At 61.2% G+C, this 14,371-nt stretch carries 16 protein-coding genes; 1 reads left to right on the forward strand and 15 read right to left on the reverse strand.

Annotation, left to right across the window (positions count from 1 at the left end):
- Nucleotides 1-4: 4 nt before the first annotated feature.
- The 3 genes from EUU22_RS16005 to EUU22_RS16015 form a co-directional block, all read right to left on the reverse strand.
- A complete protein-coding gene (locus EUU22_RS16005) occupies nt 5-856 on the reverse strand; it encodes a substrate-binding domain-containing protein (protein WP_129333021.1) in 852 nt (283 codons plus the stop codon).
- 1 nt (nt 857) lies between these two features.
- On the reverse strand, nt 858-1,382 hold the full coding sequence (locus tag EUU22_RS16010; RefSeq protein WP_129332980.1) for a c-type cytochrome, methanol metabolism-related: 525 nt from the start codon (nt 1,380-1,382) through the stop codon (nt 858-860).
- A 156-nt stretch (nt 1,383-1,538) separates the two neighbouring features.
- A complete protein-coding gene (locus EUU22_RS16015) occupies nt 1,539-3,350 on the reverse strand; it encodes a methanol/ethanol family PQQ-dependent dehydrogenase (RefSeq protein ID WP_129332981.1) in 1,812 nt (603 codons plus the stop codon).
- Between the two features lie 481 nt (nt 3,351-3,831).
- On the opposite strand from EUU22_RS16015, the gene EUU22_RS16020 reads away from it, so the two are divergent.
- The gene (locus EUU22_RS16020) at nt 3,832-4,185 is read left to right on the forward strand and encodes a hypothetical protein (RefSeq protein WP_129332982.1); all 354 of its coding nucleotides are present in this window, start codon (nt 3,832-3,834) and stop codon (nt 4,183-4,185) included.
- A 12-nt stretch (nt 4,186-4,197) separates the two neighbouring features.
- Here EUU22_RS16020 and EUU22_RS16025 read toward each other — a convergent pair whose 3' ends face one another.
- From EUU22_RS16025 to fba, 12 genes are all read right to left on the reverse strand, one after another.
- Nucleotides 4,198-5,043, reverse strand: a complete 846-nt coding sequence (locus tag EUU22_RS16025; RefSeq protein WP_129332983.1) for a quinoprotein dehydrogenase-associated SoxYZ-like carrier — start codon at nt 5,041-5,043, stop codon at nt 4,198-4,200.
- 114 nt (nt 5,044-5,157) lie between these two features.
- Entirely contained in the window at nt 5,158-6,111 is a 954-nt protein-coding gene (locus EUU22_RS16030) for a quinoprotein relay system zinc metallohydrolase 2 (RefSeq protein WP_129332984.1), read from the reverse strand.
- An 11-nt stretch (nt 6,112-6,122) separates the two neighbouring features.
- Nucleotides 6,123-6,866 (reverse strand): ABC transporter ATP-binding protein, encoded by a 744-nt coding sequence (locus tag EUU22_RS16035; protein WP_129332985.1) that lies wholly within the window; start codon nt 6,864-6,866, stop codon nt 6,123-6,125.
- Entirely contained in the window at nt 6,832-7,650 is an 819-nt protein-coding gene (locus EUU22_RS16040; RefSeq protein ID WP_439329155.1) for an ABC transporter permease, read from the reverse strand. Before EUU22_RS16040 ends, EUU22_RS16035 begins: the two co-directional genes overlap by 35 nt.
- The gene (locus tag EUU22_RS16045) at nt 7,647-8,633 is read right to left on the reverse strand and encodes an ABC transporter substrate-binding protein (RefSeq protein ID WP_245485090.1); all 987 of its coding nucleotides are present in this window, start codon (nt 8,631-8,633) and stop codon (nt 7,647-7,649) included. Before EUU22_RS16045 ends, EUU22_RS16040 begins: the two co-directional genes overlap by 4 nt.
- Before the next feature lie 43 nt (nt 8,634-8,676).
- Nucleotides 8,677-8,886: a hypothetical protein gene (locus EUU22_RS16050; protein WP_129332986.1), complete on the reverse strand. Its 210-nt coding sequence runs from the start codon at nt 8,884-8,886 to the stop codon at nt 8,677-8,679.
- Between the two features lie 266 nt (nt 8,887-9,152).
- Nucleotides 9,153-9,710, reverse strand: coding sequence for a thioredoxin family protein (locus tag EUU22_RS16055; protein ID WP_129332987.1), 558 nt, complete (start codon nt 9,708-9,710; stop codon nt 9,153-9,155).
- Between the two features lie 30 nt (nt 9,711-9,740).
- On the reverse strand, nt 9,741-10,430 hold the full coding sequence (gene rpe, locus EUU22_RS16060) for a ribulose-phosphate 3-epimerase (RefSeq protein WP_129332988.1): 690 nt from the start codon (nt 10,428-10,430) through the stop codon (nt 9,741-9,743).
- Complete coding sequence (cbbX, locus tag EUU22_RS16065) at nt 10,427-11,356, reverse strand: CbbX protein (RefSeq protein ID WP_129332989.1); 930 nt, start codon at nt 11,354-11,356, stop codon at nt 10,427-10,429. Before cbbX ends, rpe begins: the two co-directional genes overlap by 4 nt.
- A gap of 17 nt (nt 11,357-11,373) precedes the next feature.
- The gene (locus EUU22_RS16070) at nt 11,374-11,763 is read right to left on the reverse strand and encodes a ribulose bisphosphate carboxylase small subunit (protein ID WP_129332990.1); all 390 of its coding nucleotides are present in this window, start codon (nt 11,761-11,763) and stop codon (nt 11,374-11,376) included.
- A 22-nt stretch (nt 11,764-11,785) separates the two neighbouring features.
- Nucleotides 11,786-13,246, reverse strand: coding sequence for a form I ribulose bisphosphate carboxylase large subunit (locus tag EUU22_RS16075; protein ID WP_129332991.1), 1,461 nt, complete (start codon nt 13,244-13,246; stop codon nt 11,786-11,788).
- A gap of 28 nt (nt 13,247-13,274) precedes the next feature.
- Nucleotides 13,275-14,354 carry a class II fructose-bisphosphate aldolase gene (gene fba, locus EUU22_RS16080; protein WP_129332992.1) on the reverse strand — a complete coding sequence of 360 codons (1,080 nt, stop codon included), beginning with the start codon at nt 14,352-14,354 and terminating at the stop codon, nt 13,275-13,277.
- Nucleotides 14,355-14,371: the final 17 nt, after the last annotated feature.

The following is a 14,371-nucleotide window of genomic DNA, read 5'->3' on the forward strand; positions in this document are numbered from 1 at the left end:
CGGACTACTCGGTAATCGGACGACTGTTCTCGTCCACCAGCGGAACGTTGTAGCCCAGCAGGATTCGGTTGATCTCCTTCTGATTTTCTCGAATGACCTTGTTCAAGGTCCGCTTCCACTCCTGGTCCGAAGGCCGAACGCCCATGGTGATGCGATAGGACATGTGATCCGGCTTTTCCTTCAGAAGAGGCACGACGACGAGGTCGCTACCGACCTGCTTCGCGTAGTAGCCGGCCATAGGGCCCCAAAGGACCGCAACCTCGATCTTCCCGGCCTCCATTTCCTTGAGCATCACCTCCGCCATCGATGGCGCAAAGCGCGTATCGACCATCAGCGGGTAAGGCTTGACCGTCCGCATCAACCCCAGGCGGGCGAGCGTCGCCGCCGGCGGCGTGCCGGCGACAACCCCGATCTTCTTGCCTGCCAGGCGCTGGTCCGAAAGGGAGTCGATGCCGTCCAGCCCGTCGCCCTTGCGATGCACGATCACATAAGTCGACTTGTAATAGGCATTGGTGTTCTGCACGAGCTCATCGCCTTGCGCGTATCCTATGACGACGTCGCAGAGATTGGCGCGCAGCGTGTTGCGAACGAAGCCCGTCGCCATCGGATACCAGGTATAGGCGACGGATTTCCGGCCGGTCTTTGCCGCGACGAGTTCCGCCAACTTGTTTTCGAAGCCGCCGCCGCTTTCATCGCTGAAGGGCATGTTCGACGGATCGGCGCAGACACGCAGCACGTCGGGATCGACCAATTCTCCCGCCGCGCCGAGCCCGGCGCCCTGGGCGAAGCCCGACGCCGGCAACGCCAGTATTACCAGTGCAGCGACAATACTCGAACGAAAGACGCCTCTTGCCATCTCATCCACCCATGCAGGAGGTTTCATGGTCCTTTGCGGCCTGCGGCTTCTCCTCCTTCTTGGCGGGGCGGCCTCTCGGAAGATCGCCGACGGCCCGGGCGCGAAGGTAGACATAAATATCATCCAGATAGCAGTAGACGTTCTTGTTGTTGCCAAAGGATGGCATCACGCTCTCCTTGCCCGCCGTCAGGTTCTTTCTCCCCTCGGCGACGATCTGCAGGAACTCTCCGTAAGTCAGAACTTTCAGAGAATCGGCAAGCACCGGTGCAAAGGACGATCCGGCGCCATCCGCGCCGTGGCAGACAAAGCACTCCGAATTGAACCGCCGGTAGCCGCTGTACGTGTACCAGTCGACGGTACCGTCTTCGGCAATCTTGAAGGTCGGCGACCCTTCGGCATCGAAATACTTCCCGTCCTCGTTGGTGACGGCTGCCGCGGCGGCCTTGTCGTCGGCGAAGGCCGAAGGCACGCCCGCCGGTAGCAACAACGCGAGCACAAGCGGAACATACTTGAAGGTAGAAGGCATAGGCACCTCGTGTTCGGCTTCGGCGGCCAGCCAGCGCCGCCACCCGAAGACCTGGAAAAGTCGTGAAGTCGAGAGACGATGAACCCGGCCCGCGGTCGCGCGACCGGGTTCATCCTGCTCAGGAGGTCATTCGAAGCTATGTTTCGCGTCCTCGGCTTACTTGCCGGGCAGCGCGAACACCGTCAGCTGGCCACCAAGGGTCGTGTAATCGGAAAGGCCGGCATAGCCGCCGACGGCACCGAGGCCGTCCGTTCCCTTCGTCAGACCCGCAGCGAGACCGATCCCGGCCCAGCCGCCCACGCCGGACAGCACGGCTATGTACTGCTTGCCGCCGTGTTCATAGGTGGTGACATTGCCGATAATGCCCGAGGGCGTCTTGAACTTGTAGAGTTCATTGCCCTGCAGGTCGACCGCCTTGATGTAGCCTTCGAGCGTACCGTAGAACACGACGTCACCCGCTGTCGCGAGTGCCCCGGACCAGACCGAGAACTGTTCCGGTTTCGACCAGACGATCTCGCCCTTCGCGGCGTCCCAGGCAATGAAGTTGCCCATGCCGCCGTGGCTGTTCGGTGCCGGATACATGGACAGCGTTGCCCCGATATAGGGCTGGCCGGCCGTATAACTGACGCGATACGGTTCATAGTCCATGCAGACGTGGTTGGTCGGGATGTAGAACAGCTTGGTTTTCGGCGAATACGCCGCCGGTTGCTGATCCTTCGTTCCCAGAGCCGCCGGGCAGATGCCGGTGGTGTTCACGTCCTCGCCGCCCTTGTGGGTGGAATACTTGTCCACCACGATCGGCCGACCATAGTCAGGGCTGTTCTTGTCCATGACCACTTCCGTGGCCCAGTTGACCGCCGGATCGTACTTCTTGGCAACCAACAGTTCGCCGGTCGCCCGGTCGAGCGTGTAGGCGAAGCCGTTACGGTCCGGATGGAACAGGATGTCCCGCGGCTTGCCGTCGATTTCCACACCGTCGGCAAGGATCATTTCATTGACGCCGTCGTAGTCCCATTCGTCGTGAGGCGTCATCTGGTAGAGCCATTTGGCGACACCGGTGTCGGCATCACGCGCCATGATGGTCATCGACCAGCGGTTGTCGCCCGGGCGCTGGCTGGGGTTCCACGTCGACGGATTGCCCGTACCGTAGAAGATCAGGTTGAGCTTGGGATCGTAGGAATACCAGCCCCACGTCGTCCCGCCGCCGATCTTCCACTGGTCGCCTTCCCAGGTATTCGTACCCGAGTCGCCGCCGACCGGCTTGCCGAGATGGGTGGTCTTTTCCGGATCGATGAGTGTCTCCTTGTCAGACCCCATCGAATAGGCCCGCCAGGCAAGAGAGCCATCCTTGATGTTGTATGCTGTCAAATGACCGCGCACACCGAACTCACCGCCGGAAATGCCGACGAGGACCTTGTCCTTGACCACCATCGGGGCAGACGTGCCGGATTCCCCGGTGCTGCCGTCGGCCGTCGAACCGTTCTTGACGGACCAGACGGGCTCGCCGGTCTTGGCATCGAGCGCTACCAGGGTGGTATCCGCCTGATAGAGGAAGATCTTCCCATCAGCATACGCCACGCCACGGTTCACCGTGTCACAGCACATGATCGGGATGACATTGGAATCTTGCTTCGGCGTGTATTTCCAGAGAATTTTGCCGTCGTTGTTCAGGTCGAGAGCAAAGACGGTGTTCGGGAACGGCGTATGTACATACATGACGTCGCCGACGATCAGCGGACCACCTTCATGGCCGCGAAGAACGCCGGTCGAGAAGGTCCAGGCGACCTGGAGATCCTTCACGTTATCCTTGTTGATCTGGTCGAGTTGTGAATATCGCGTATTGGCATAATCCCCGCTCTGGATCGCCCAGTTTTTCGAATCGGACATCATGCCTTGAAGATCATCATTCGCCATGGCTCCTCCAGCCAGGGCAAACGACAGAGCAGTGGTGGCCAGAGCCACGTTCATTACAGTTCTTGCAGGTTTCCGTGCACGCATATCGAGTCCTCCCTAAGTCCAAAACGGACGAGCTAGGCGGCATCCGCCTCGAAAGGCCTCACCGCGCCATCAGCTCACGCAAATGGGAAGTATTTCCGGCAGCGTGTCACGACCGAAGCCAAGGCGAGCGGAGGGCACCGTTACCGCCCACCCCGCTTTGGCCTGCGAAGACTGTCACCACTCCCTTGACGGCAACGTCCTTGAAGCCGGAAACAGGGAGACGATAGGTTATCGAAATCAAATGCGCAAGCGGTTTGTGAATTAATGTCTACTGCAGCGCAATATATCTATTCCGCAATGCAGTATACCATGAATTTTCATTGGTTTATTCGCAAAAGAAACGAAGGACGCCGTAAGCTTGTTCGACGATTGTTTTTAACGTTTGCCATCCATCAAATTCTACTGCTATTCTTTCTTTACACTTTACTGCTGTGCAGCATGAGGACCACCCATGAACGCGCCAAATGTCATCCAAGCTTCGATTCTCGCAATTGTCGCCGCGACCGGCTCGACAGCGGCAGCAATGGGGGCCGCCGGGTATCCGACGGCAACGGTCGCCGAATATGTCTACGGTTGCATGAAGGCAAACGGCGAGAACCGCGAGATGCTTGATCGCTGCTCCTGCTCCATCGACATCATTGCCTCCATCATTCCCTACGAGCACTATGTGACAGCCGAGACGTTCAAGGGCATGGGCCTCGTCGCAGGCGAAAAGGGAACGCTCTTCCGCGAGACGGCGCCCGCCAAGGCCGCTATGACCGAACTGAAGCGTGCGCAGGCAGAGGCCGACATCCGCTGCTTCTAGCCTCCGGAACGTTCAGGCGGGATCGAGCGGCCAGTGCCCCTTGAACACCTGGCCCTCCGTGTCGGTCGCCTCGACTTTGATCTCCTCGCCCGGCTTCGCAGCAAACTGGAAGCGGAAGTTCGGATCTTCAGAGATGGAGATGCCGCCCTCCATCTTCAGAATCAGTCTGTCTCCTTGCGAAATCGTCAGGCCGTGAACGAAATGCGCAGGAATGTAATACCGGGTGATCTGATCCATTTGCAGGCCTGAATTGTTCGGGTGGCGGATCATCAGTTGCACATCCGCCGCCTTCGACAAATCGGCGCCGCCCGATTGGACCGGGAAGATCCGGAGCTTCATCTTGCCGAGCGAGGCCATCGCCTCGTCCTGGTTCTTGCTGGCCGGGGCGCCACAGCCGCCGGAAGCCTTGACGAAGGTTTGCGTCATGTAAAGCTTACCGTCTTCCGTCTCCGCTATCGCCCGCACATAGGAGTAGGAATCGACGCGGATGCGGGTTGCGAGGTGCGTGATGCCGGCATCCTTGCCGAAGGTGAAGGTGGCGGCAACGGGAGACGGATTCTCGTCGATCACGAGAGTCACCGTCTTGAGAGCCGCGGTCCCCGTCCGGTCGGCGAAATGAAGATCGATCGGCACGATGGCCGCATCTTCGGCCCGTGCCGGCGCGTCGATCGTGACGATGCCGTCGGCCGCTTCGATTGTCCTGCTCCCGAAGATATCTGTCTTGAGGCCGTCCCACGTCGCCGTCTTAGCTGGAGATTGCGCCCAGACCGGCACACTCCCGACGGCGCAGAGCGAAAGGACAAAAAAAGCTATTGCGACTTCACGTCGCGTCAGCAGGTCAGAGCCATGTACAGTCATGTCTGCCTCCACCACAGAAACTGGCGGTGCCCGGCGACAGCAATAATAGCACCAAGGCCCGTGTCTCGGCAAATCACGGTTCTGCGTGCGGCGCGGCAGGCCCGCGCAGCCGCGCTACTCCCATTCCAGCTCCGCAAAGGCGGCCGTGGCATTACGAAGGTGATGCTCCTCGAAGAGCCTCCACCGATCGCGCTCTTCCGGCGCGATCCTGCCGACCGCCTCGGCCATCGGAATGCCGTCGGCGATTGCTTTGCGGACATCCCTGACGAGTGCCTCGAAATAGCGTCGCTCGTCTTGAAGCGCGTCCGGCCATTTTGCCGCCACGGGTCCGTGTCCGGGCACCGTTCGCTCGGCACCGATCGCGGCAAGGGGCTGAAGCTGTTCGATCCAGCCGCGGATGGAGCCGTCGAGCGTTGGCAGATGTTCCATAAAACAGAGATCACCGGCAAAGAGTGTCCGCGTCGCCTCGTCAAATACGGTGAGGTCATTGTCCGTGTGCGCCGGCTCCCAGGCCCTGAGGACGAGCAGCCTGCCGCCGAGATCGAGTTCTCGCTCTGTCTCCACCAGCACGTCCGGCGGCACGATACGGATGTCCCGCATGAGATCTCGGCCCATCGCGTCCGCGTAGCCCGACAGATAGAACGGGCCACGGTTTGCGAGCGCCCGCGGCAAATTCCGATGCCCGACGATCTCAGCACCGATCTCCGCAAAAGCGGCGTTGCCGAAAATGTGGTCGGGATGCATATGCGTGTTGACCAGATAACGGATCGGGCGGTCGGTGACGGCATGGACCGCCGCGATCAGCGCACGCCCCTCGACGACGCTTCCGCCGCTGTCGATCACCGCAACGGCATCCTTCCCGATGATGAACCCGACATTGCAGATCTCGCCCTGATTGGAGGCGTCCATCAATTCGTGCTTGCCGCCGAAGACGTGAATGCCTTCCGCAACCTCACGCATGGGCAGGGCCGTTCCGGCCGCGTCAAGTCGCGCAGCGGGCAGCAATGGCGACAAGCCGAGAAAGAGACCCGTCCTGAGGACTCTTCGCCGGTTGGGCAGGTTCGCCATCGGTCCGCTCCTCACCTGTAATCGGGGAACTTCTCCCGAAACGAACGTAACAGATCACTTCTGACCTGTTCACTGCGCATCTCCCTCGGAATACGGATCACGAACACCCCGGCGACCCGCGAGGGGCGGGGCGAGAGAAGGATGATCCGGTCGGCGAGCAAAATCGCCTCCTGCAGGTTATGGGTTACCATCAGGGTCGTCATCGGTCGTTCCGACCATGCCGCCGCCAACATGTGGCGGAGCTGGTTCGCGGTAGCCTCATCGAGAGAGACGAAGGGTTCGTCCAGCACCAGCAGATTCGGCTCGATTGCCAACGCCCGCGCGATTGCCGCCCGTCGGGCAAGGCCGAGGGAAAGTTCGCCCGGAAAGAACGACCGCATCGTCGAAAGGCCGAGCAGGGAGAATAGCTGATCGAGATTCTTGTCGCGCAGCGCCTTGGGCAGCGCGAGCCGCACGTTCGCCTCAACCGTCCGCCAGGGGAGCAGCAGGGGTTCCTGGAACACCACGCCGACGCGCGGGTCATCGGCGCGCGGCAACCGAATGCCACCCTCGAAATCCCTTTCGAGGCCGAGCAGCACCCTCAGCGTCGTCGTCTTTCCGCAGCCGGAGGGACCGATCACGCAGGCGAATTCGTTCTCCTCCACCTCGATGTGCAGATCGCGCAACACCTCCAGCATCTCGCCGGAGGCGGTCCGGAATGTCTTTCGCTCTATGTCGATCTCAAGCCGTGCGCCGGCGCCAACGGATGGATGCATGTTCAATGGGCTGTACCACCACCAATTCGATGAAGAGCATGACGGCGACGAAGGCCAGCGTGTAAGCGAGAATCGTCGCGACGTCGAAAAGCTGGAAATAGAGGTTGATCTGGAAGCCGACGCCGTCAGATCGCCCGAGCAGTTCGACGACGAGGACGATCTTCCAGATCAGCGAGATGCCCGAACGTCCGGCTGCGGCGAGATAGGGTTGCAGCTGCGGAAGCAGGACGTGTCGAAACCGGTCGAACGCACTGAACCGGTAGACTTGCGCCATTTCCGAATAGCGCAGGTCGAGCGCGCGCGTTCCCTCGCGCATTGTGACGACGACATTCGGGATCTTGTTGACCGCGACGGCGCCGATCGCAGCCGCCTCGGTGAGGCCGAACCAGATATAGGCAAGGACGATGATGACCAGCGCCGGAATATTGAGGAAGAGGATCACCCAGGGCTGGAGGAACTCGTCGACCCGCCGGTGGCCTCCGAGATAGATGCCGATCGCCGATCCGATCACCATCGCGAGTGAGAAGGAAGCAACGACCCGCCACAGCGTAATTCCGAGATGGTGAGGCAGTTCACCGGTTGCCATCTCGCGCAGAAACGCCACCATGACGTCGGCCGGAAGCGGCAGCGACCGGCTTGGCCAGATCGTTGCCGCCAGATGCCAGGCGAGGACAAGGCTCGCGAAGGAGATCGCGACCGTCATCATCGGGGCGCCGAAGCCGCGGCGCCGGCCTGCAGCACGTCCCGGCGAGGAAGCTGTCGCCCCGTCCGGCACCATCGTCATTTCGCTCTCCAGTACGTGCCGGGCATCAGCGTCTTCGACGAGCCGACGAGCTTCTCTCCGCCGAGGTCCGCAAGGACCGCATAGAGCGCGGCGGCGTCCTTCTCCTCGTCGTCGATCGTCCGCTTCGGGATGCCTTCGCGATAGCGATCGCGCAGCACCGTGAGCGCCTGGCCCTCCGCCTTTATGACAGGAGCAAGCCGCACCCATTCTTCATCCGAACTGCCGAGCAGCACCTTGGCTTCCGCGCTTGCAGCCATGAAACCGGCGACCGCGTCCGGGTGGTCGTTCGCCCAGCCTTCATGGAAAATATAACCGAGGGCGGATACCGGCCCCGATGCGCCGAGGGCCTCTGCCGCCTCGTTGGCGCTCACCAGCCGCCGGAAACCGGCGGCTTCCAGTCGGGCGCAGTAGTGCCAGAAATTCAGCACGGCATCGAGTTCGCCCTGCTGCGCCTTTTCCGCAAGCAGCGGAGGCGCTCCGTAGGCGACGTCGTTGTCGGCCGCGAGATCACCGGTCTTCTCCTTCCGCGCAAGTCCCTGCAAGAGCAACCAGCTCTTGTCGATTGGCCCGCCGGCCACCCCGATCTTCTTCCCCTTGAGGTCTGCAAGGGACCTTATCGTCGACCCGGCCGGCACCATGAGGGCACCGACGGAGGTCGAGTAAGGAAACATCGTCAGGTCCTCGCCGGACGCACGCTGCCGGGAAACCCAAAGCCAGTCGGAGACGATGAAATCCACCTCGCCGGCCATCAGGGCGACGTTCGTCGCGTCCTCCCCGGCGAAAAAGCGGATGTCGACGTTAACACCGTGCTTCTCGTCGATCTTGTGGTGCTTGATGGTGTCGAGCTCCCAATTCACCGTTCCGAACTTGAGGACGCCGACCCTGACGGTTTCCGCGGCCCTTGCGTCGACGCTCGGGATAAAACCGACGACCAACAGGGCCCCAAGCAGCCACAAACGGCAGCAGCAAAGCATATTCCGCATTCCCTCACCCCTCGTTGACCAGCAAGTAGACAGACTTCCGTTGCTAGATGTTGATGTCCCGTGAAGGATAGGCGCACCGCCACTTCACGACGCGCATGTTCGGATGCTCCTCCGACCATTTCGCGATATGCGTCGGCGCGAGAAACAGGCAGTTCAGCAAGCTGCCTGAAGCCTCGAAGTGCAAGCTCTGCTCACGGCATTCGCCGGGCGAACCTACGAGGCAGATCGTCAGAACAAGATTGATGATGTCCATGTCGCACCTTCCGTCCCGACGGCAAACTCCGTCACCTCTCCCGAGGAAGAGGACCGTCGCCATCACGTCAGGTTTCTCACGGTGCCCGGATAAGAAACTGAAACAAAGTTAGAGGCATCCGGCTCCCCCGTCAATCGCCCGGCAAAGGACGTGCCGGTTGACCAAGGTGACGGAAAACTCGTTCAGGCACGGGACCGATCAAGAGCGGCGTCATGTGATGATGATCTTAAGACGCGCCATCAGGGCGAAACTCTCTCTCTGGCCTCTCACGACGGCGATTTCCATTTTATCGAGCAGCCGATCGACACGTGTTGCTCCGCCGGACCGCGCCCGGTCCTCGCGACCTCCAGCATGGCCTCATAGAGATCGCGACGCAGGCCTTGATCGACGGCCTCCTTCCGCGATGCATCGAGACGACCGCGGTACTGCAGCTCGCCGGCGGCATTGAACCCGAAGAAATCCGGCGTGCAGACGGCACCGTAGGTCCGCGCGACGGACTGGTCCTCGTCGTACAGATAGGGAAAGGGCAGCGCATGCTCGGCGGAGAAGCGCTGCATGTTTTCGAAGGAATCCTCCGGATAGGTGAGCGCGTCATTGGAGTTGATGGCGACGAATCCGACGCCCGCGCCGGCAAGATCGCGCGCGTCGCGGACGATGCGGGCGATCACCGCCTTCACATACGGGCAATGATTGCAGATGAAGGCGACGACGAGCCCTCTCGGGCCTGCGTGATCAAGGATGGACGAAGTGCGGCCATCGACACCGGGAAGTCGCGCATCGACAGCCTTCCAGCCGAAGTCGCAAAGGGGAGCGGTCGCAGCCATTTTGCCTCCTCGCAAAGTATCGAGATTTGGTCAGGCGGCTTTCTGCCCTAGCGCTGCATCCGCAGCTGCCCGGATCGCGCTAATATTCTCCCTATACGCCTCCTTGTCACCCCCCTTGAAGACCGCCGAACCGGCCACCAGCACGTCAGCGCCGGCCGCCGCCACCAGCGAAGCGGTCGCAGGCGTGACCCCGCCGTCGATCTCGACGTGGATAGGTCGGTTGCCAATCATCGCCCGGACGCGACGCACCTTCTCGACCACGGCCGGAATGAAGGCCTGCCCCCCGAAACCGGGATTGACGGTCATCAGGAGGATGAGATCGACACGGTCGAGCACGTATTCGATGACGTTTTCAGGCGTGGAAGGATTGAGCGAAACACCGGCCTTCTTCCCGAGCCCCCTGATCGCCTGCAGCGAACGGTCGAGATGCGGGCCCGCCTCGGCATGGACGGTGATGATGTCACATCCGGCCTCGGCGAAGGCTTGGAGATAGGGATCGGCGGGCGCAATCATCAGGTGACAGTCGAACACCGCATCGGTGCGGTCGCGGATCGCCTTGATGACCGGCGGGCCGAAAGTGATATTCGGCACGAAGTGGCCATCCATGATGTCCAGGTGAATCCAGTCTGCACCCGCATGCACGACGGCCTCCACCTCGTCCCCGAGACGAGAGAAGTCGGCGGAAAGCACGGAAGGGGCGATGATGGTTTGACGTTTCATGGGTTCTCCTCCTGTCTGCCCTTCGCAGCGAACCGGAACACGCGGCTGACGGCGATATCACGGGCTGTGATGGTCGACAGCTGCTCCGCATCGACCGGCCCTTCAGCTTCCTCGAAGAGGCGGTTTGCCTGTCGCAGGCGGGCGCGGTCGAGCGCGTTGCGTATGGAGCGCGCATTGGCGAAGTGCGGCTGCGCACGGCGAAGGGCGATGTAGTCCGCCATGACCTTTTTCGCTTCCTGGTCGAGGTGGTAGCCCTGGCGCTCCAGCATGCTTTCGGCGATCAAAAGCAATTCGCCGTCGTCATAGTCGGGAAAATCGATGTGATGGGCAATGCGCGAACGGAAGCCGGGATTGCTTTCGAAGAATCGATCCATCCGGTCCGCATACCCCGCCAGGATGACCACCAGATCGTCACGCTGGTTCTCCATCACCTGCAGCAATATCTCGATCGCCTCCTGTCCATAGTCGCGCTCGTTGTCCGGTCTGTAGAGGTAATAGGCCTCGTCGATAAAGAGCACGCCGCCCATGGCCTTCTTCAGCACATCCTTGGTTTTCGGTGCCGTGTGGCCAATATATTGCCCCACGAGATCGTCGCGGGTGACCGAGACAAGGTGCCCCTTGCGGATATAGCCGAGCCGGTGGAGCAGATTGGCCATGCGTAAGGCTACTGTCGTCTTGCCTGTGCCGGGATTGCCCGTGAAGCTCATATGGAGCGACGGCGGCTCGTGGCTGAGCCCCATGGCTCGGCGGGCGCGCTCGACGAGGAGCAGTGCTGCCGTCTCGCGGATGCGGCGCTTGACCGGCTTGAGGCCGACCAGCTCGCGATCGAGTTCTTCCAGGATCTCGGCGACGCCGGAGGCCTTGTATTCCTCGGCAAGGTCGACTGTCGTCGGCGGTGTCTCGGTGATTGTCACGGCTTCCGGCATCGGTGTCTCCTTCTCGCTCAGCGGACCGCCGACCACGAATAGTGCTGAGAGCGGCCGACGACATCCGTTCGCGTCATCCTGAGTTTGGGCTCGACGTCGGGACGGTTGACGATGAAGGACATGGTCACGGTCTCGAAGCCGCGAGTGGAATCAAAGGCGTTCAGACGGATGTAGCTCTGCGGATGGGCCTTGCGGCATTCCTCGAGTTCCATCATCACACCCTTGGCGTCCTTCAGATCGAACATCGGATTGCCCCACATTTCCCAGTAAGTGTTACGCGGATGCGGGTCGTCGGTATATTCGACACCGATCGCCCAGTTCCGGCCCAAGCAGTACTCCACCTGGGCGGTGATCTGTTCGTCGGTGAGATCCGGCAGGAAAGAGAAGCATCCCTGGGTGATACGCATAGTCGTGTCTCCTTTCATGGCCTCACAGCGCGGTCGCCGTCGGAACGAAGTCCGAGGTGTCGGTCGAGGTGTAGTTGAAGCTGATGTTGCCCCAAGTATCGAGCGCGGCCTCGAGCGGCTTGCACCACTTGGCGGCGGCGCGCAGGATTTCAGGGCCCTCGTTGACGATGTCGCGGCCTTCGTTGCGCGCGAGCACCATGGCTTCGAGCGCGACGCGGTTGGCGGTCGCGCCTGCCTGGATACCCATTGGATGGCCGATCGTGCCTCCGCCGAACTGAAGAACCACGTCATCGCCGAAGAGATCGAGAAGCTGATGCATCTGTCCGGCATGAATGCCACCCGAGGCGACCGGCATGACCTTCTTAAGGTCCGCCCAGTCCTGTTCGAAGAAGATGCCGCGCTGCAGGTCGATCTCGTTCTTCATTTCCCGGCAGACGTTGTAGTAGCCCTGCACCGTCATCGGGTCACCTTCCAGCTTGCCGACTGCGGTTCCCGCATGCAGGTGGTCGACACCGGCCAGACGGAGCCACTTGGCGATGACGCGGAACGAGATGCCGTGGTTCTTTTGGCGTGTGTAGGTACCGTGGCCGGCCCGGTGCATGTGCAAGATCATGTCGTTCTGGCGGCACCATTCGGAAATAGACTGTATTGCCGTCCAGCCAATGATGAGATCCACCATGACGACGACTGAACCGAGTTCCTTGGCGAATTCGGCACGTCGGTACATCTCCTCCATCGTACCGGCGGTTATGTTGAGGTAGTGGCCCTTGACCTCACCGGTTTCCGCGCTGGCCTTGTTGACGGCTTCCATGCAGTAGAGGAAGCGATCGCGCCAATGCATGAAGGGTTGCGAGTTGATATTCTCATCGTCTTTCATGAAATCGAGGCCGCCCTTCAGGCCCTCGTAGACCACGCGGCCGTAGTTCTTACCGGAGAGACCAAGCTTCGGCTTGGTGGTTGCCCCGAGCAGCGGCTTGCCGAACTTGTCCAGCCGTTCGCGTTCGACAACGATGCCGGTCGGCGGTCCCTTGTAGGTCTTCACGTAGGCGACGGGGAAACGCATGTCCTCGAGACGCGCGGCCTTGAGCGGCTTGAACGAGAAGACGTTGCCGATGATCGACGCCGTGAGGTTGGCGATCGACCCCTCCTCGAACAGGATCAGGTCGTAGGCGACGTAGCAGAAATACTGGCCGGGCGTACCGGGAACGGGATCCACACGGTAAGCCTTCGCGCGGTACTGCTCGCAAGCCGTCAGACGGTCGGTCCACACGACCGTCCAGGTGGCCGTCGAGCTTTCACCGGCAACGGCGGCCGCGGCTTCGATCGGATCGACGCCTTCCTGCGGGGTGATGCGAAAAAGGGCGATGAGATCGGTGTCCTTCGGCTGGTAATCGCCGTCCCAATAGCCCATCTGTGCGTACTTCAGCACGCCGGCCTTGTATCGTTCCTTGCCCTTGATCTCGGTCTTTGCATCAATGTTCATGAGACTATCCTTTCGATCACGGAGGGGATCAGGCCGCCTTGGCGGTCGCTATTTGCGGGTCGAGTTGTCCGGTCGAATAACGCTTGGCCATTTCGTCCATCGGAATGACCTTGATTTTCGAGGCATTCCCGGCGGTACCGAAAGCCTCGAAGCGAGCCCGGCAAAGGTCGCGCATCGCGTCCATCGCCGGTTTCAGGAACTTGCGCGGGTCGAATTCCCCGGGCCGTTCCATCGCGACCTTGCGGAACTGACCGGCCATCGCCATGCGGCAGTCGGTGTCGATATTGACCTTGCGCACGCCATGCTTGATGCCGCGGACAATTTCCTCGACGGGGACACCGAAGGTCTGGGGCATTTCGCCGCCGTACCTGTTGATGACGTCCTGCAGTTCCTGCGGAACGGAAGACGAGCCATGCATCACGAGGTGTGTGTTCGGCAGTTTGGCGTGAATCTCCTCGATGACGCGCATCGCGAGGATGTCGCCGGTCGGCTTGCGGGTGAACTTGTAGGCACCGTGCGAGGTGCCACAGGCAATCGCCAGCGCATCGACCTTGGTGCGGGTTACGAAATCGACCGCCTGGTCGGGATCGGTCAGCAGCTGGTCGTGGCTGAGCTTGCCCTCGGCACCATGACCGTCCTCGGCTTCGGACTCGCCGGTCTCGAGCGAGCCGAGCACGCCGAGTTCGCCTTCCACCGAGGCGCCGACCCAATGGGCCATGCGGGCAACGCGCTCGGTGATTTCCAAATTGTACTCGTAGGAGGCGGGCGTCTTGGCGTCGGCCAACAGCGAGCCATCCATCATCACTGAGGTGAAGCCGTGGCGGATCGCAGTCATGCAAGTCGCCTCGTCGTTGCCGTGGTCTTGGTGCATGCACACCGGGATGTCGGGGTAGATCTCGGCGAGAGCGTCGATCATCTTCGCAAGCATGATGTCGTTGGCGTAGATGCGGGCACCGCGCGACGCCTGAATGATGACGGGCGCGTCACAGGCTTTCGCCGCCTCCATAATGGCGAGGCCCTGTTCCATGTTGTTGATGTTGAATGCCGGCACGCCGTAGCCGCGTTCGGCGGCGTGATCTAGCAGTTGGCGCAATGTTATCCTTGCCATGATCCGTATTCCTTCCA

This window comes from Ciceribacter ferrooxidans (assembly GCF_004137355.1).
Lineage (GTDB): Bacteria > Pseudomonadota > Alphaproteobacteria > Rhizobiales > Rhizobiaceae > Allorhizobium > Allorhizobium ferrooxidans.